We start from the raw sequence: 18,480 nt of genomic DNA, 5'->3' as shown, positions 1-18,480 counted from the left end.
ATCACGGGGGGTCAGAATTGTCCGGTCCTTCGCTAGCGTCGACCGCAAWGCGGTTCGAGCCAAGGAGCGCGCATGAGCCAGGCCGAGGTCGTCGCCAAGCCGTCACCCCTGCAAGGGGTGCTCGACTGGATCGAACGGGTGGGCAACAAGGTCCCCCATCCGGTGATCATCTTCCTCATCCTGATCGCGTTCATCATGTTGCTCTCGGCGGCGTTCCAGGCGGCCGGGAGCACCGTCACGTTCGAGCAGGCGCAGATCGGGGCCGAGGAACCGATCACCGTCACGGTGGCCGCGCAGAGCCTTCTCGACGCCGACGGCCTGCGGTTCGTGTTCACGTCGCCGGTCGCCAACTTCAACAACTTCGGCGTGGTCGGCGTCATCGTCGTCGCCATGATCGGCGTGGGCATGGCCGAGGAGGTCGGCCTGATCGCCTCGTTCATCAAGCGGCTGGTCAAGGTCACCCCGCCGCGCGCGATCACGTTCATCATCGTGCTGCTGGGCGTCCTGTCCTCCATCGCCACCGACGCCGGCTACCTGGTGCTCATCCCGCTGTCGGCCGCGGTGTTCCTCTCCCTCGGCCGGCACCCCCTGGCGGGCCTCGCGGCCGCGTTCGCCGGCGTGGGCGGCGGGTTCGCGGTGAACGTGCTGATCACCCCCGTCGACGGGATGCTCGCCGAGATCACCAACGAGGCGATCGCCGACCCCGCCAACCACGTCGCCATCACCGGCAACCTGTTCTTCGGCATCGTCTCGACCCTGCTGGTCACCGTCGTGGTCACGCTGCTCACGGAGAAGTTCGTCGAGCCGCGCCTCGGCGCCTATCACCCGTCGGAAGGCCCCGAGACTGCCGACGAGCCACCCTCCGGTGAGCTCAGCGCCGAGGAGAAGAACGGTCTGCGCTGGGCGTTCTGGGGATTCCTCGGCACCACGGCCGTCGTCCTGGCGCTCTCGCTCCCGCCGAACGCGCTCCTGCGCAACCCCGAGACCGGCAGCCTGATCGAGGACTCCCCGCTGCTGAACTCGATCATCTTCCTGATCCTCGTGTACTTCTTCGTGATGGGGCTCTGCTACGGCAAGGGCGCCGGCACGATCAAGGGCTCGATGGACGTCATCAACCCGATGACCAAGACGATCGCCGGCCTCTCGGGCCTGATCTTCCTGCTCCTGGTGATCAGCCAGTTCATCGCGTACTTCAACTACTCGAACCTCGGCACCATCGCCGCGGTGAACATGGCCGACACCCTCGAGGCCGCCAACCTGAGCACCGTCTGGCTGATCCTCGGGCTCATCGCGATGACCGCCGTCATCGACATCTTCATCGGCGGCGTGGTGCCCAAGTGGGCCATCTTCGCGCCCGTGTTCGTGCCCCTGTTCATCCAGCTGGGCATCTCCCCGGACCTGGCCATGGCCGCCTACCGCGTGGGCGACTCGCCCGTGAACGTGGCCACGCCGCTGATGCCGTACTTCGCGCTGATCGTGATCTTCGCCGAGCGGTACCGGCGGAAGGTCGGCGTCGGGTCGGTGATCTCACTGATGCTCCCGTACACCGTGGTGCTGCTGATCACCTGGTCCGCGCTGCTGGTGGTCTGGTACCTGCTGGGCATCCCGCTGGGACCGGGGGCGTCGATCTACCTCAACTGAGCCCGTCTCCAGCCCAGCCACACGACCGTGGCGAGCGCCAGCACGATCACGACCCAACTGAGGAGCGAGGGCTTCTTCGACGTCACAATGACCCCCTGCCCATCAGGTCTGCGCCGAATGTCGCGCGACAGGGGCAGCAGCAGCAGCGCTATCAGGCCACCGTAGATCGCAGTCGTCCGCGCGCTCACCGGATCATCCAGGCGATCACCGCGGCGACCACGGCGAACTGCCAGAGCAGGTCCCCGTTCCACGGTTCCAGCAGCCGTGACGCGCGGCCGGCGGGGATGGACGCCACGCCGATCCGGACAAGGCACGTCGCCGCGCCCAGCATCGCGGTCCAGCCCAGCGCGAGTCCCACCTCGGCCAGCGGAGTGTCACCCGTCAGATAGACGACCACGATGATCGGGGCGCAGAGCAGTGCGAGCACGCCCCGCGCGGAGAGGGCGAAGGAGTTCATCGCCTTCACAGCCAGGACGTAGTCGGACGACTGTTCACGTGGCGGATCGGCTGCTCGTTCGTCAGCGATGTCGCGCGCAATCTCCCGGTAGACCTCTCCCCACGCAGGTCCGAGGGTGCCCATCACCAGCCACGCCTCGTGCGGCTGCCGCAGCGCACGGGACAGCTCGTGCCAGTACCCGTATCGGGCCAAACCCAACCCTCACCTACTCGTCGAGGAGCGCGCGAAGTTTGGCTGACAGCCGTAAATCGGGCCTCGCAGAACGTAGCCGACCGCCAAGATTGCGACGGAACTCGAGGCTTGGATCTCCGAGTTCGTGAACCGCGATGTCCGTCGTGCCATCACTGATGAGGAGGTACACGTCTAGCTTCGGTGCCCACGTCAACGCAACGAGCTGAATTTCATCGATGGCGATCCGCGAATTCTTCCGCCCTTTGCTCCACACAATCTCGTCACGGACCAAGCCGACCCGAACCGGCCTACCGATGGCCGCGGAGCCGAGGAGGATTAGCGCCGCTCCCCCAATCGCCCATCCCCACTCGAGGTACCCCGCCAAGTAGAGACCGAAGAGATAGATGCAGGTCACGATGATGGCAGGCACGACGAATGCGGCCGGGGAAAGCTCCCAAAATGACGTTTCTTCCTTCACCATCAGCGCCTCGAATATGTATACCGGCTTGGCATCGAGAGATTCATCATTGCGGTGTTGTACATCGTGTAGCCAACCGCGAACTTGGCCCGGCCTCGCGTCCAGCCGCTGGACCCCCTTCCGAGCCGAGTCCACGCACGCGCGCTAAGGCTCTTGTGATCAAGCTTGCTTGTCACTGATAGCGCCTTTCTGGCCGATGACGCCACCTTGCCCGTGCCGCGTACGACAGAAGCATAAGAGCCGAGGCCCCCCGTTGCGATGGTTATCGCAGTAGACGCCACCTGCATCAACGCCRCCGACTTGTCACCGGCGGCGGCGTACGCACCGGCGGACGCGAGGCCCAAGGTCAAGGTAACTGCCTGGCACACCGGAAGCGGGCAGAAGCCCACGACGGCCGAGGCGAGTGAGAGCCCGTCGGCGAGCTTCCCCCAGTCGAAGTTTCCATCCAGGTCGAATGAGTTCACTGGGTCGTTGGGGTACCCGTAGTCGTTGTCAACCCCGCCCTGGACGGGATCGACGGAGAGAAAGCGGCCAAGTGCGGGCAGGTACACCCGAGCGCCCATCTCGACCGACGCCAATGTGCCCGTGTGGTCGTAGGCCTTCTGGTGCTGCCCGACCCAGGCGTAGTCGAAGTTGTTCGGCGAGTTATCGGGCACCGCGTCGCCGGCAGCGGCGGTGCTGATGTTCCCTGTGGTCAGGTCGACGGGCTGACCGAACGGGTCGTACCGGTACACGGCGCTCGTGCGCGTGCCCGTGCCGTCCGCCATGGCGATGACGTCGCCATGGACGTTCGGGTAGGACCACGCCGAGGTGCCGGTGCTCGGCAGGCTGACCATCACCCCACCCGGGAGCGCGAGGGTGCGCTGGTAGACCCTGTTGGTCGAGTCCATCGACAGGTCGGCGGTGTCACCAGGGCCGCTGAAGCCATACCGAGTCGTCGTCGTGCTCACGTCGTGGCCGTCGCGCTGGACGATCCGGTCGGACGCGTCGCGCTTGTAGGCGACCGTCGTGCCGCCCGTGGTGGAGGTGGACGCATGTCGGCCGGCCGAGTCGAACACAAGGGTCTGATCAGCCAGCGTCGTGGTGCTGCCCTGGGCGTCGTACTTGAGGGATGTCGCCGTCAGGCTCGTTCCGGTGACCGGGGTGGCACCGGCCTCGGGGTTGACCACGGTCGTCGAGGTGAGTCGGTCGGCGTGGTCGTAGCAGTAGCTAGTTGTCCGGACGGCACCTGCCGTGGTGGTGTCGGTGTAGTTCGTGCGGTTGCCGTTCCGCCCTGCCAGCGCGTTCGCGCCGCATCCGGCCGAGGCGGCAAAGTCGTACTGCAAGGTGTGGCCGGGGATGGTGGCCTTGATCAGCCGTCCCGCCGTGTCGTAGGAATAGGACGAGCTGGTCGTCGCCGTACCGTCTGTCGCGTTGGCCGTAAGGACGCGGCCGCTCTGCGAGCGCACGACGAGGTCGGAAACGGGCGCAGAAGCACCTGTGAACGTCGCGAGAAGCTTCGTGACCGCACCCGCTGTGGACCGGGCGATCGCCATCGACGTGCCGTTCCCGGCATTGCCAGTGCCGGACGGGTAGGACACCGAGGTCAGGTCTGGGCCCGTGTAGGTCAAGGAGGCGATCGTCTTGCCGCCATCAAGCACCGTCGCGATCCGGCTGTCCGCGTCGTACGTGACCCCGCCCGTGTAGGTACTGACGACCCCGGCCGTCGTCGTGACGGTCGTGGTGGATCCGAGGGCTCGCCCGGCCGCGTCATATGTGCTCGCCGTGGTGACACCCCAGACGTCGCTGTACGACACCATTCGCCCGAGCAGATCCACTTTCGTCGTGACCGTGCCCCCGTTTGGGGATCCGACGGCTGTATCCGCCACCGACGTCGTGAGCGGGTCGCCTCCGACCGCGAAGTTCGAGGTCACGGTCCTCGTGGTCGTTCCAGGGTATGTCGCCGTGACAGCCCGTCCGCGGGGGTCATAGGTCGTGCAGGTCCAGCCCGCGTCGCCGGAGGTCTTGGTCCCGATTGCGCGGCCGAAGTGGTCGTAGACGAACCACGACGTGACGGCCGAGCCGACGGCCGGCGTCGGCCCGGTGGTGGACTTGAGCAGACCAGCCGGCTTGGCGCCCGCGCTGACTCCGCAGACGTTCTCCTGGGTGTCTGACGACGAGTAGTAGGTGTAGGTGGAGCCCTTTGCCGCATCGAGGGTGCCTGCAGCAGATGCGGCCGGCAGCCATCGTCCGGTGCGGCGACCGAAGCCGATGCCGGGCGCCTCATAGGCCGTGGTGGTGCTGAGGGCCAGGCCTGCCGGGTCGTCCGTGACCGTGGTCGGCTGGCCGAGCCACGGGCTCGCGCCGTAGGCCGTTCGCGTGTTCTGGGCAGGCACCTGGGAGGACGAGACCGCGGGCGTGCCCGTCGGCACGGTCGCGGGCGCGGCGTCATCGGTGGTCGAGCTGGTGACCAGGCCGTAGTCCGGCGAGAGAGCCGAGTTGGGCACCGGGCCAGAGGTGACCCCGGGGCCTGACCACGTGACGTTCAGAGATCCGGGCCCACCGGCGTTCACGTAGTCGATCCGGATGCGTGCCGTCTCGCCCGCCACCGTCGCGGTGTGGGTCGTCGAGTTGGTCGCAAGGTTGGGTGGTGCGAGCTTCCGGATGTCGTTGAGCCAGAGCTGGACCTGGTCGTCCGCTCCCGCGCTCAGCGTGTAGGTGCCGGCGGCCGGGAACGTGATGATCCCCGTGAGCCGGGCGCCCCAGGGGGCCGCCGTGATGGCCGGGTCCGGCATGGTGGAGGCCCAGTCCTTGGACAGGGTCCCGCCGGGGAGGCCGAGCGCGAAGGCCTTGGGCGCTCCGGCCAGGCTCGGACCGGCGTAGTAGGCGACGTTGAGGCCGTTGAGGGACTCGTCGTACTTGGTCGACTGGTGCGCGGTCGTCGCGAGGCACGACGCGACGGGCTTACGAGAGCCGTCGAAGCAGTTCGCCGGCGCAGGTCCGTAGCTGTCGGTCGCGCGGTCACGGTTGTCGTAGAGGGTCGTCGACATCCGGCCCGCCGGGTCGGTCGAGGACAGGACGAGGTCCTTTGCCGCGTCCCAGACCTGGGTTGCAGTCAGACCGCTGGCGCTGGCGTCGGCGGTCTGTCGCCACAGGGCGTCGTAGGTGACCGTCCGCGCATGGCCGCTGATCCCGGTCCGGTCCACAAACGTGGTGGTCGGGCTGGCGTAGGTGAACGACGTCTCGAGCCTTCCGGTCGTCGCGACACCGTCCGCGGCCGGGAGCGTCACCTTGGTGACCTTCAGACCCTTCACGGTCGGAGCGGTCCCGTCGTAGGTCACCTGGACCTTGTTCGCGTCCGCCTTCACGCGGCTGACGTCCGCGGCGAGCCAGTCCGTGATCAGCGGCGTGCGCAGGGCGACGAGCTGCCCGGCGCTCCCGTATTCGAAGTCGGCCACCTCCGCGCCCGGGTCGACGATGCGGACCAGGCGCCCGGACGCGTCGTAGCGCAGGTACGTCGAGTCGCCGACGCCGGTGCCCGACGCCGAGGGGTAGACGATGCGGCACACCATCCCAGCCGGGGGTGCCGAGAAGCCCGACTCTGCGGGGCAGGCCGACCCGCTGCCCTCGGGCGCGGTCGAGTCGCTGTAGTAGAACCGGACCTGCTTGCCCGAGGCCCGGTCCTCGATGTAGTCGAGCTGCCCGGTGAAGCCCTTCCACACGACCTTCGGGGATGCCGAGTTCTTGGCGTCGCCCGGTGGCGTGGACGACTCGAGGCGACCGTTGGTCCCGAACACGTACACGGTGCCGTCGTCGTCGGTCAGGTTCACCTGTCCGGTGCCCGCAAGTGCCAGCACGCCGTACTCGCCCTGCGGTGCGGTGTACCCGCCCTCGGACTTCTTCGTGTACGTGTGCGTCGTGCCGGTCGCATCGGTGACCACGACAACGGTGGCCTCGACTGCCGCCGACACGTACTCCGCGCTCCCGCCCGCGAGGGCAGCGGACGAGGTCCACCCGGCAGGCAGGGTCTCGAACGTGGGCGACAACCAGGACGGCGGCACGATCACGCCGTTGGGGTAGCCCGGGCCCCTGGCCCACAGCTGATAGGTCGCCCCGCCACCCGACTCGTAGTACTCGACGCGAATTGGTGTCTGGCCCGTGACGTTCTTCGCCGGACCGTAGTACACCCCGCCCGCCTGATCGGACCATCGGTCCACCGCGGCCGGGCCGTCACCGACGAACACTCGTGTGCCGTCGTCCTGCAAGACCCCGAACTCCCACGCACCCGCGGTCGGCGGTGTGAAGAATCCGGTCCAGCGCACGGCGAAGTTGTCCGCGGGTAGCGCGGGAGCCGGGGACTCGGTCCCCCAGAAGAAGTTCGGGCTCGCGTCGATACGCGTCATCAGCGGTTCGCCCGTGAAGGCGAACGAGGAGGCCGGCGACCCCGCCGCGTAGTACCGGCCGAGGAGGCCCTTCTCCCGCGCGGCCTGGGAGTTGTAGGAGAACGACAGGCCCATCGGTCCGCCGACGGTGTTGACGGTCGGCGACGCGAACCGGAGGCCCACGTTGCCGTTCGCCAGGTTCACCGTGACGGGCCCGACCTGCTCGACGGGCGCCGGTCCCGACTCCGCGAGGCGCCGGTTGACCGTGAACGTCGACGTCCAGGCGAACCGTGCCCCACCGCCGAGCGGGTCCTTGGTCTCCACCGTCCAGCTGTAGGTGCCGCCGTCGCGGAGGCTGCCCTCCGGCACCTGGTACGACGTCCCGCTCTGCCAGCCCGACGTGAGGACGGTGCCCGACGCGGCGTCGCTCCCGGTGGCGACCCGCACCTGGTACTGCACCGCACCGTCGGCGTCGGGCGTGACCGCTGCCCAGGTGACGAGAGGCGACGTGCTCACGATCGTCTGGGTGCCGGACACGGGTGGTGCGACGCCGTCGAGCTTGGCTTGCGCCTTGTCGACCTTCGGAACGGTGTTCGTCACCATGGCGTAGACGCCACTGCTGCGCTCGGTCCATGTGCCGAAGATGCCGTTGTAGCCGTTGGCGACCATCGCCTTCCAGTAGTAGGCCGTCCCCTCCTCGAGCAGACCCTGCGGCAGGGTGACCGAGTCCGTCCCGATCCATCCGCTGTCGTAGACGGGGTTCGCGTCAGGGTTTGTCGTCGCACCGACCTTGAACCGGCGATAGATGGCAGGCGATCCGGCGGGGTCGGAGAACGTGGCCGTGAGGGTCGGTGCGACCGGAACTCGTCCCCAGTGCGCGGGCGACGTCGGGGCGGCGGAGGGGAACTCCGCGGTCGTGATGTACATGGCGGTGCGCATGTTCTTGTACGTGTAGATGCCCGACCACTCGTCACCGGACATGTACACGTAGGCGCCGCCGCCACCGCTGTTCACCCAGCCCGCGTACTGCCCACCCAGACCGTCGGAGTCGAAGTAGCCGTCACCGCCGATGTACGTCTGCGCGACGTTCGTGCCGCGGCACTCGTACCCGAAGCACGAGGCCCATCCTGTCTGCGCGTAGTAGGAGTTGGCGGTACCGACCTCGACCACGGCGTGCAGGAAGACGTCGACCACCTGCTTGCCGAAGAACGGCGTGTAGTCGTAGTAGAAGACCGTCCGCCAGGTCGTGTTCGTGTTGCTGTCGCGGGAGTTGCCGATCCGGATCTTGCCGTCGTGCACCACCGCGCCGTCGGACTTGTACGACCACGCGTCGACGCCCCCGACGCCCGTCGTCACCGTCGGGTCCACCGAGACCGGGTAGACGCGCGCCGGGTCAGTGAGCCACGCCAGGTCAGGCGTGACCGACAGCACCCAGCTGTTCCCGTCCTTGGTGACGGTCATCGGCGTGTTCGCGGAAGCCGGCTCCCGCACGCCCTCCTTGCCGGAGGAGTCGACCATGAGCGCGGGCGGGATGGTCATCGCGACCGTGCCGTCGCGGGCCACCAGGTCGTACGAGCCCGAGCGACCCTCCCGCACGGTGAAGCCGGTGCCCTTGATGCGCCAGCGGTACGTCGGCGCCGTCGCCGGCGCCCTGTCGAGCACCACCGACTCCTTCACCGAGCCTGGCGTGACCTCGTACTCGAGGTCGGCCCCGGGGAGCACGTCCGAGTACGTGGCGACCGAGCCCTTGCGAGCCAGGGCCTTCCCGCGGGCACCGATCAGGCCGATGCTCACGTCTGCCCCCCGCCGGGACAGACGGAGCAGGTCGGCCGAGTCACCCTTGGCCGCGAACCGCGGGGACAGCGGGTGCCGGTCGATCTTGCCGCCACCGCCGGTGCTCGACGCGACGACGGTGGAGATCGGCTGCCAGGTGCCGTTGGAGGTGAGCACGTTCGCCGGCTCGGCCGTCATCTCCGACGTGTACGTCCCGTCGGCGTTCTCGTAGATGGTGGCCGTCTCGGTCCGAGCCGCCACGGTGGAGGTCTTCTTGTCGAACCCTTCGGGTGCCTCTCCGGTCGGCTCAGGTGCGGCAGCCGGCGGGACGACCGGGACGTCGAACGTGCTGGCGTCCACCGGCGTGGAGAGCGTCGGGGGTTCGGCCGACTTCAGAGGCGGGACGTCGTCCGCGGAGATGCTCACCGGCTTCGCGGGAGCGGCGGGCGCAGGAGGCGCAGCCTGGACCGGCTGGATCCCGATGGCCACGAGACTCACGCTCACGAGTCCGGCGACGAGCCCCGCCCGGATCCCCGACACACGACGTCCACGCATCATTACTGCTCCCCTGACTGAACCGCGCGGACGGTCGGTGTCCGCGGCGGAAGTGCGAGGAACATATCGGGACAACCAGGGGTGTCATGGGTGCTTTTGGCTCCGATGACAGATCCAATGACAGGTTCACCCAAACGGGTGGCACTCCGAGGAGTGCCGGCTACCGGCTGTCGCGCTTCGCCTGCCGGCGAGCGCCCTGCGCCTGCGACGACGCGTCACGCTTGAGGCCGCCGGTGGTCTTGCCACGTGGCACCACCTGCGACGTTCCCGTCCCCGCCCGGGCCCCGGGCGCGGTCGCCGGTCCGGTGGACCCCGTGCGGGCGGCGGCCAGGCGCTCGGCCTTGAGCTCCGCCGCGGCCCTCCGGGCGACCACGTCGACACGCTTGCTCACGCGCGCCAGCGCCTCCTCGAAGACCTCTGCCTTCTCGGCGTTGCGCCGGTTCTGCGGACGAGCCTTGCCACGGCCACCGACGTCGGAGACGCGCGCGGCAGCCTGCCGGCGGTAGAGCTTCGTGTACTTGGTCCGTGCGCGCCGGACGCGGGTATGGAGCTCGAGGAGGGCGTCCTCGTCCAGCTCCTCCATCGCGGCAGGCTCTGTCTCGCGGACCAGCAGGAGCTCGTCCTCCCGCAAGGACCCGATCAACGCTGACATGGCGACTCCCCCCGTTGGGCTACACGTCCCGGCACCGGTAGCGCCACCACCCCAGCGTCACCAGCCCGAGTGCCAGCGTCCCGAAGATCGTCACCATCCGCCACACCAGCAGTCCGGCAACGATCTCCGGCTCGTACAGGACGCCGGCGCCCGCTGGGACCGGGGCGATCTACTCGAACTAGCGTCCCTGGTGCTCGCGTGAAGACCTTGTCGCGCTCAGAGCGACGAAGTCTTCACGCGAGGGTGACCGGACCTGGTTCTCCGGTGCACCGGGCTAGGGGCAGGTGGCGGAGGCCGCGAACTCGTCGATCGGGTGAGGCTCCGGTTCGGCCTCGGTCCCTGTCATCGGGTCATCCCGAGGATCAGGGCGAAGCCACAGCAACTCCCCGTTCCTCGGTCGTCGAGCTCCAGCAGCTCGACCTCGTCCATCCCCATGCGCGGACGCTACAAGCGCGGACACCGATCCGAGGCCGCGTCGCCGCCCTCAGGCCAGCCACACGATCGTGGCGAGCGCCAGCACCATCACGACCCAGCTCACCGCGGACGGCTTCTTCAGCGTCACGATGACCCCCTGCCCTGGAGGTCTGCGCCGGATGTCGCGGACCAGCGTCAGCACCTCAGCGCGACGAGGCCCCAGCAGACAGCGGTCGTCAGTGTGCTCATCGGACTACCCGCCTCTCGTCGACCTAGTGGGTCGCTGAGACCAGCAGAAGGACCGCCGACAGCAGGATCGCGACGCCGGGCAGCAGCTCCCCGGCGGTCAGGTCCGTGAGCCCGGCGCGATCCTTCCAGGTCAGCCTCCTGCGCCGCGATCCCGGGACCGACTGCGTGAGGACCACCAGGAGCCACAGGTAGATCACCGCCAAGACGCCCGCGAGACCGACCAGCAGCGTCGTGCTGAGGAGTGCACCGGGCTCGATCGGCTCGTCGTTCCCGTGCTGGATCGCGATGAACGCAGCCATGCCGGCGAGTGCGGCCCCCAGCGCTTCGGCCGTCGCACCCCAGTGCCCCGCGGAGTTCCACCGGTCGCGACGCCCGAAGTGGAACACCGCCCCGCCGCTCCACGCCGCGAGCAACGCAAGAAGCCCGGCCACGACCGCGAGGGCTTCAGCCAACGGGATCACCGAACGCTGCGGAGCGCTTCGGCGCCGCGCTTCGCCGCCCGCGGCTGCGGCTTCACCTGCACGGTCACGCGCGCAATGTAGCGGAGCCGTCAGCTCACGAGGAGGCGAACCAGCACCGTCACGACGAAGACCGCCACGCACGCCGTGCGCGGACCGGAGGGGTTGCCCCACCCCTCGAGCACGGTCATGTGCGGTGGCCTGCGCGCGACGTCCACCACGGTCGTCACGACGAGACCGAGGCCCGAAACGACGAGCAGCGCGTCGAGCACCGTCGTCACTGCGCGAGCTCAGGGTCGGTGGTGAGCTCCACGTTGGCCCACAGCTCGTACCCGAGCGGCTCCAGGTGGCTGATCAGGGCGCGGCGGACGCGGTCCTCACCGCTGACGTCCCAGACGCCCTGGGGCACCACGAAGTCGACCTCCAGGTACAGCCGGCTGCCCAGCTTGGTGGAGCGCACGAACGGCTCGTCGAGCCCGAACTCGGTCCGCACGGCGGTCACGGCCTCGGCCAGGGCGCGACGGATGTCGGCCGGCGGTTCCGCCTCCAGCAGCTCGAGCCCGGCCGCCCGCAGCAGCCGCAGCGGGATGGGTGCCAGCACCAGGCAGGCCACGAGGACGAGGACCGGGTCGACGTAGCGGACCACGTCCCCCACGGAGGACAGGGCGAGCGCGAGCCCCGCGCCGACGGCGAACACCAGGCTCAGCAGCGCACCCGCCCGCCACTGGGCCACCTCGGCCGCCACCAGCTCCGACGTGGGCGCGCGGTGGGTCAGCCAGCGGCTCAGCGCGTACGAGCACACCATCGTGATCAGCCCGTACGCGACCACGGTGCCGGCAGCGACGTCGGAGCCGCCCGCCGTGATGATCGCGACGGCGTCCACCGCCGCGTACAGGAGGGTGCCGAGCAGGGCCACGCCCTGGACCGCGATGGCCAGCGGGGTGACGGCCGCCTTGCCGAACGGGAACCGGGTGGTGGGGCTCTCCGCGGCGGCGCGCGACGCCATGAGCGAGAGCGCCGACAGCACGATGCCGAGCAGGATGAACGCTCCGTCGAACAGCAGCACGCGCGACTGGGCGGCGATGCCCCAGGCGACCGCGAGGGTGCCGAGGACGGCCGCCCCCGCGATCGACTCCTGGATCGCGCGGCGCTCGGTCACAGCGAGGTCACCGACCCGGGGCGACGAACGTCGACGCCACCTCCACCAGCAGTCGCGCGCCGAAGCCGGTCGCGCCCTTGGTCCGCCAGGCGTCGTCGGCGTCGGACCGCATCGTCCCCGCGATGTCGAGGTGCGCCCACGGGGTGTCCCCCACCCACTCGGCCAGGAAGAGCGCGGCGGTGATCGCCCCCGCGAACTCGCCGCCGAGGTTCTTGATGTCCGCCACCTCGGAGTCCAGCTGCTTGCGGTACCGGCGGTCCAGCGGCAGCCGCCAGACCTGCTCGTCCGTCGTCTCCGCGGCGGCCTCGACCAGGTCCAGCATCCCGTCGTCGTTGCCGATGACGGCTGCCGTCAGCATGCCCAGCGCCGCCAGCGCGGCACCCGTGAGCGTGGCGATGTCCACGATCGCGTCGACACCGTCCTCCTTCGCGAGCGCGATGGCGTCGGCCATGACCAGGCGTCCCTCGGCGTCGGTGTTGACGACCTCGATCGTGCGTCCGCTGCGGCTCGTCAGGACGTCCCCGAGCTTGGTGGCCGAGCCCGACGGCATGTTGTCCGTGCAGGCCAGGTAGGCGCTGACCGCCACGGGCACCTCGAGGTCCGCGAGCGCGGTCAKCGCCGCGAGCACCGCCCCGGCGCCGCTCATGTCCATCTTCATCGCCGCGTGCATCGCGTTCGAGGGCTTGAGGCTGATGCCGCCGGAGTCGTAGGTGATGCCCTTCCCGACGAAGCCGAGGTGACCTGTCGGTTCCGTCGCGGGCACGTACCGGATCACGATCATCCGCGGCTCKACCACCGACCCGGCGTTCACCCCGAGCAGTCCGCCGCAGCCCATCGCGATCAGGGCCTCCTGGTCGAAGACCTCGATGTCGAGCCCGTGCTCGCCGGCCAGCCAGACGGCGACGTCGGCCAGGTCCGGCGCGGTGAGGTGYCCGGCGGGGGTGCTGGCCAGGTCGCGGGACAGGGAGGCCGCGCGGGCGAGCACGACTCCTCGGTCAGCTCCGCGGCGGGCGTCGGCGGCGGAGGCGTCGTCGACCAGGAGGACGATCTCCCTGACCGGAACCGTCGACGGGTCGGTCTTCAGGGCGTCGTACCGGTAGCGGCCGAGCAGGATCCCCTCGACCACGGCCTGGGCGGCGCCCTCCACCGAGGCGCCGGCGCCGACCAGGTCCGTGGTCAGGACGTCGTCGCGACCCGCGGCCCGGGCGAACGCCGCCGCCGCGTCGCGCAACGTGGCGTCGGACGGGTCGTCGCCGACGCCCGTCGCGACCACCGCGCCGCCCTCGCGGGGCAGGATGAGGATCTCGCCGACGGAGCCACGGAACCCCCACTCGGTGAGCGCGGCCCGGTCGAGAGGAACGCCCGACGGCACCTCACCGGTGGCGGTCACGGCCAGCCCGAGGGCACGACCGGCACCCGCACCGGGTGGCGCCACACGCACCGTGACGTCCTCGAACAGCGCGCGGGAGGGGATCGGGTCGAACGTCATCGTCGTGCTCCTTACGTGGGCCAGATGACTGGGATGAGCAGGATGGCGACGACGAACCACGCCGCCGTGGTCGCGAGTCCGAGCTTCCAGTAGTCGCTGAACGTGTAGCCGCCCGGCCCCATGACCATCATGTTCGCCGGGGTGGCGATCGGGGTGAGGAACGACGCGGCACCGGCCACCGCGACGAGCATGAGGGTCGGCGCGAGCGCCACCCCGGAGGCGTCGGCCATGGCGACCGCGATGGGCGCGACGATCAGGACGGTGGCCGTGTTGCTCACCACCTGGCCCAGCACGAGCGTGAGGACGAACAGGGTGGCCAGCACGACGCGCGGGCCCCCGTCGCCGACGATGTCCACCAGCCACCCGGCCACCAGGTCGGCGGCGCCGGACGAGGCGATCGCAACCGACAGCGGGATCAGCCCGCCGACGAGGACGACCACCTGCCACGACACCGCCCGGTAGGCCTGCGGGACGCCGACCACGCCGGTCATCACCATGAGAGTGGCGCCGATCAGCCCCGCGATCGCGGGCGGCACCACCCCCGTGGCCAGGAGCGCGACCGTCGCGACCAGCACCGCGATCGCCCGCCACGCCTTCGGCCCGAGCGCCACGGTCTGCCGGCGGACCAGCTCCGGGCTGTCGACGATGAGCACGTCGTCCCCGGCGGCGAACGCCTCGACGGCCGGCCAGGGCCCGTGCACGAGCAGCGAGTCACCCTCGGCCAGCACCAGGTGGTCGGCGCCGCGGTCCTTGCCCAGCCTGCGCACGCCCAGCACCGTGACGCCCGAGCGGACCAGCCCCGCGAACACGACCTGGCCGATCACCCGCGAGCGCGGCCGGACCACCAGCTCGGCGACACCGACCTCGCGGCCGAGCAGCGCCTCCCGCGTGCCCCGGGACAGCGGCGTCGTCGCCACCGTCAACGCGTGCCGCTCGACCAGCGACGAGATCCCCGCGCTCTCGCCGGTCACGACGACGACGTCGCCGACGCTCAGCGTCTCGTCCTCGGCGGCAGGCTCACCGGTGGCCCGCTGCACCCCGATGAGCACCACGCCGTCCGGCACCTCGACCTGTTCGCGCCGGCTGCCGATCACGTCGGACCCCGGGTCGACCGCGAGGCGGAAGAAGCCCACGTCCAGGCTGTAGTGCTCGACCAGGGTGTCGACGTGCCGGGAGTAGTCGGCGGGCAGCGCGGTGGGCGAGCGGTCGGGCAGCAGCCGCTGGCCGACGAGCACCGAGACCGCGATCGTCGCGAGCACCAGCGGCAGCCCGATCAGGCCGAACTCGAAGAACCCGAACTGCTCGCCGGTGGCGGTGACCAGCGCGTCCGACACGATGACGTTCACCGTGCTGCCGCTGAGCACCAGCAGCGCACCGGCGCTCGCGGCGAAGGCGAGCGGCATGAGCATCTGCGACGTCGACTGCTTCGAGCGCCTCGACGCCAGCACCACCACCGGCAGCAGCGCGGCCGCGGCGCCGTTGGGGGTGACCAGCGCGGCCATGACAGCCGAGAGGAGCATGAGGGCGATCAGCAGCCGGCTGCGCGCCGTCCCCGCCCGGGCGATCAGCTGCTGACCGGCCCAGGCGGTGACGCCCGACGACTCCAGACCCTCGCTGAGCACGAACAGCGACGCGATGAACACGACGACCGGGTCACCGAAGCCGGCGCCGGCCTCGTTGGCGGTGATCAGACCGGTGGCGTAGAGGGTCAGCGCGGTGAGGATCGCCACCACGCCGACGCTGAGCCGGTTCCAGACGAAGAGCCCGACGCAGCCCGCCAGCACCAGGAGGCTGACGGTGGCGTCGGACATATCGCCAAACTAGGGCACGAGCACCCGCTCGCGAACGGGCGACGACACACCCTTCACGAGCAGCCACAGCAGGAACGCGATCTCGGACACCCCGCCCACGAGGCCCAGCGCCATCGACGCGGCGTCCGCGCCCGGCGCCACGAGCTCGACGGCCAGCCCCGCCACGTACCCGAGTCCGCCGACCACCAGCGCGTACCCGAACAGTCGCGGCACCCAGCCGGACCGCACGACCAKGTACCCGAGCGGGATCAGCCACGCCCCGAAGAAGATCTGCGCCACCAGGTACCCGATGCCGTGGAGGTCCAGGAGCAGCACGGCGAGCTCGTCGGCACCCCGCTCCGCCGCCATCACCGCGCCGGCGTGGTTGACCATGTTCAGGCATTGGATCGCCACGGCCACCGCGTTCATGGTGAGCATCGTGAGCGCGGCGGTCCGGTGGACGTCCTTGAACAGCGCGTACAGGGCGATGCCGACGAGCAGGAAGGCGGTGAACGCGACGAGATCCGCAGCGAACGCGACCTTCATGAGTCCGGCGTTCTCGCGCAGGGCCGCGGCGACGTCGTCGGACGCGCGGACCTTCGCCCGGGCGAACAGCTCGGCGAACCCACCGCAGACGGCGACGACGAGGTAGAGCAGACCGGCAAGTCGAGCAGTGCGCATGGCAATGCCTCTCTGTGGGCAGGACGGATCGCGAGACCGCGTGGCCTCGTGCGGGTGGTGCGGGGGTCAGCCCGGGTACTGGAAGACGTCGTCGAGCGGGACGTCGAACGCGCGGGCGATCTGGAAGGCCATCTCGAGCGACGGGGAGTAGCGGCCCTGCTCGATCGCGATGACGGTCTGACGGGTGACGCCGATGCGCTCGGCCAGCTCGGCCTGCGTCATCTCGCCGTGCGTGAACCGGAGGGTGCGGATGGCGTTGGTGACCTGCGTGGGCTTCACCACGTCGAGAAGTCCTGGCGGTAGGCGGCGAGCTTGGTGAGGGACCCGAGGACGGCCGACAGGACGAAGCAGAGGTAGATCGCGTTGGCGATCCAGAACCAGTCGGCCTCGAGCATCGCGAGGACCATCGCGCCGAGCGCGCCGATCACGACGAAGGACTGACCCGTGCGCTCGCCGACCCGGTTGATCTCCTTGTCGCGCTGGTCGCTCAGGTGGCCGTCACGCCGGTTGGCCAGCGAGACCGCGATGGTGCCGACGATGGACGCGACGATCGCGCCGCCGATCGACCAGAGCAGCGGCCCGGCGTACGCGACCTCGGTCAGCGGGGTGTCCCGTGCGCGGCTGAGGATCACCACGACGTACGCCGCATAGGCGAGCACGGCGACGACAAGGAACACCCAGACGTTCCGCTCTTCGTACGACATCAGCGCTCCTGGACGACGGTGAGGACGGTCTTGCCCCGGGCGTGCTCGGCGATCAGCCGGCGCAGCGCCTCGGGGGCGTCGCTCAGAGGGTAGGTGCGCTCGACGGCCGGCACGATCTGTCCCGCCTCGGCGAGCTCGGTGAGGCGGTCCAGCTTGGCGCGGCTTCGCGTGGCCGACACCGGTCGCAGACGCTGGCTCACGAACGGGTTGAGCAGCACCGCCCTGGCCAGGCGGCCCATCGGACCGATCACCCGGCCGCCGCCGCCGGAGGACAGGGCGAGCGTGCCGCCCGGGGCCAGCGCCCGTCGGCAGGCGGCGAGCGTCCGGTTGCCGACGAGGTCGATCACCAGGTCGTAGCGCTCGCCCGTGCTGGTGAAGTCGGACCGGTCGTAGTCGATGACGTGGTCCGCACCGAGCCCCTGGACCAGCTCGACGTTCCGGCCGCTGCACACCCCCGTGACCTCCGCGCCGAGCGCCTTGGCCAGCTGCACCGCGAACGTCCCGACGCCTCCGGAAGCCCCGTTGACCAGCACCTTCTGCCCCGGCCGGACCCCGGCGACGCAGTCCAGGGCCGTGCCTGCGGCCAGCGGCAGCGTCGCCGCGTCCGCGAAGCTCAGGGTGGCGGGCTTGCGACCGACGAACTTCGCCGGGACGGCCACGTACTCGGCCCACGATCCCGCGGATGCCTCGGCATAGACCTCGTCACCTGCCGCCAGGTCGGTGACGTCCGCGCCGACGGCCTCGCCGACGCCGGCGACGTCCCTGCCGGGGACCGTGTGCCTCGGCCGCCGCAACCCCATGACGGTCCGGATCAGCGAGGGCCGTCCGGTGACCATGGCGACGTCGGCGAAGTTCAGCGAGGACGCGTGGACCCTGATGAGCACCTCGTCGGGGTTCGGCACCGGCCGCGCGACCGTCTGGTGGGTGAGGACGGTCTCCGGCGCTCCGTACGCGCTCTGGACGATCGCCTGCATGGTGCGGGTCTCGGTCTCGACGCTCATCGGAGCCTCCGTGTTAAGAATTGTTGACATGGCGAAGGTATGGCGAACCAGACACCATGTCAAGAGTTCTTAACATGGTGGATCATGGCGGCCATGGATGTGGTGGTGATCTCCGGGACCGTCGGGGCGGGCAAGACCACCGTCGCGGCCGCCCTGCGCAACGAGCTCCTCGCGCGCGGGCGGGCGGCGGGCGAGCTCGACGTCGACGCCGTCGCCACCGAGACCCCCGCGCCGGCCGACGACCCCTTCAACGAACGCGTCGTGGTCGCCCACCTGCGCGCCATGCGCCCGCACTGGCACGACGCCGGGCTGGAGATCCTGCTCCTGCCCCGGGTCCTCGAGACGGCGGCGCAGCGCGACTCCTACGCGGACGCCCTGGGCGAGGCCGTGCGCGTGGTGCGGCTCGACGCGCCCGCGGACGCCCGGCACGCGCGCCTGGTCGCGCGG

The 18,480-nt window shown here is 70.0% G+C and carries 16 protein-coding genes; 2 read left to right on the top strand and 14 right to left on the bottom strand.

What is annotated here, in order from left to right; all coding sequences use genetic code 11:
- The first annotated feature begins 72 nt into the window (after positions 1-72).
- The gene (locus AC1DUQ_RS01135; RefSeq protein WP_477059405.1) at positions 73-1,641 is read left to right on the top strand and encodes an AbgT family transporter; all 1,569 of its coding nucleotides are present in this window, start codon (positions 73-75) and stop codon (positions 1,639-1,641) included.
- A gap of 184 nt (positions 1,642-1,825) precedes the next feature.
- Here AC1DUQ_RS01135 and AC1DUQ_RS01130 read toward each other — a convergent pair whose 3' ends face one another.
- The 14 genes from AC1DUQ_RS01130 to AC1DUQ_RS01065 all read right to left on the bottom strand — a co-directional run bounded on the left by AC1DUQ_RS01130 (position 1,826) and on the right by AC1DUQ_RS01065 (position 18,033).
- Entirely contained in the window at positions 1,826-2,290 is a 465-nt protein-coding gene (locus AC1DUQ_RS01130; protein ID WP_477059407.1) for a hypothetical protein, read from the bottom strand.
- 13 nt (positions 2,291-2,303) lie between these two features.
- The gene (locus tag AC1DUQ_RS01125) at positions 2,304-2,750 is read right to left on the bottom strand and encodes a hypothetical protein (RefSeq protein WP_477059408.1); all 447 of its coding nucleotides are present in this window, start codon (positions 2,748-2,750) and stop codon (positions 2,304-2,306) included.
- Positions 2,750-9,370, bottom strand: coding sequence for a PA14 domain-containing protein (locus AC1DUQ_RS01120; RefSeq protein ID WP_477073291.1), 6,621 nt, complete (start codon positions 9,368-9,370; stop codon positions 2,750-2,752). The genes AC1DUQ_RS01125 and AC1DUQ_RS01120 overlap by 1 nt, the downstream gene beginning before the upstream one ends.
- 226 nt (positions 9,371-9,596) lie before the next feature.
- Positions 9,597-10,088, bottom strand: coding sequence for a hypothetical protein (locus tag AC1DUQ_RS01115; RefSeq protein WP_477059410.1), 492 nt, complete (start codon positions 10,086-10,088; stop codon positions 9,597-9,599).
- 484 nt (positions 10,089-10,572) lie between these two features.
- Positions 10,573-10,704 carry a hypothetical protein gene (locus AC1DUQ_RS01110; protein WP_477059411.1) on the bottom strand — a complete coding sequence of 44 codons (132 nt, stop codon included), beginning with the start codon at positions 10,702-10,704 and terminating at the stop codon, positions 10,573-10,575.
- 70 nt (positions 10,705-10,774) lie between these two features.
- Positions 10,775-11,203 (bottom strand): hypothetical protein, encoded by a 429-nt coding sequence (locus tag AC1DUQ_RS01105; RefSeq protein WP_477059412.1) that lies wholly within the window; start codon positions 11,201-11,203, stop codon positions 10,775-10,777.
- A 98-nt stretch (positions 11,204-11,301) separates the two neighbouring features.
- Entirely contained in the window at positions 11,302-11,490 is a 189-nt protein-coding gene (locus AC1DUQ_RS01100; RefSeq protein WP_477059413.1) for a hypothetical protein, read from the bottom strand.
- Positions 11,487-12,368: a cation efflux transmembrane domain-containing protein gene (locus AC1DUQ_RS01095; protein WP_477059414.1), complete on the bottom strand. Its 882-nt coding sequence runs from the start codon at positions 12,366-12,368 to the stop codon at positions 11,487-11,489. Before AC1DUQ_RS01095 ends, AC1DUQ_RS01100 begins: the two co-directional genes overlap by 4 nt.
- 7 nt (positions 12,369-12,375) lie before the next feature.
- A complete protein-coding gene (locus tag AC1DUQ_RS01090; protein WP_477073290.1) occupies positions 12,376-13,857 on the bottom strand; it encodes a leucyl aminopeptidase in 1,482 nt (493 codons plus the stop codon).
- 11 nt (positions 13,858-13,868) lie between these two features.
- Positions 13,869-15,668, bottom strand: coding sequence for an SLC13 family permease (locus AC1DUQ_RS01085; RefSeq protein ID WP_477073289.1), 1,800 nt, complete (start codon positions 15,666-15,668; stop codon positions 13,869-13,871).
- 9 nt (positions 15,669-15,677) lie between these two features.
- Positions 15,678-16,328, bottom strand: coding sequence for a DUF4386 domain-containing protein (locus AC1DUQ_RS01080; RefSeq protein WP_477073288.1), 651 nt, complete (start codon positions 16,326-16,328; stop codon positions 15,678-15,680).
- A gap of 66 nt (positions 16,329-16,394) precedes the next feature.
- Entirely contained in the window at positions 16,395-16,610 is a 216-nt protein-coding gene (locus tag AC1DUQ_RS01075; protein WP_056086683.1) for a helix-turn-helix transcriptional regulator, read from the bottom strand.
- Positions 16,604-17,032, bottom strand: coding sequence for a hypothetical protein (locus tag AC1DUQ_RS01070; RefSeq protein WP_057209161.1), 429 nt, complete (start codon positions 17,030-17,032; stop codon positions 16,604-16,606). The genes AC1DUQ_RS01075 and AC1DUQ_RS01070 overlap by 7 nt, the downstream gene beginning before the upstream one ends.
- Positions 17,032-18,033 (bottom strand): NAD(P)-dependent alcohol dehydrogenase, encoded by a 1,002-nt coding sequence (locus AC1DUQ_RS01065; protein WP_477059418.1) that lies wholly within the window; start codon positions 18,031-18,033, stop codon positions 17,032-17,034. The genes AC1DUQ_RS01070 and AC1DUQ_RS01065 overlap by 1 nt, the downstream gene beginning before the upstream one ends.
- 39 nt (positions 18,034-18,072) lie before the next feature.
- Between AC1DUQ_RS01065 and AC1DUQ_RS01060 the strand changes: the two genes are divergently transcribed.
- The coding region (locus AC1DUQ_RS01060) for an adenylyl-sulfate kinase (RefSeq protein WP_477073287.1) at positions 18,073-18,480 on the top strand (408 nt) is incomplete at its 3' end.

The sequence above is a fragment of the Cellulomonas sp. P4_B5_2 genome (assembly GCF_056402235.1).
This window is presented reverse-complemented; position numbering and strand designations above follow the sequence as displayed.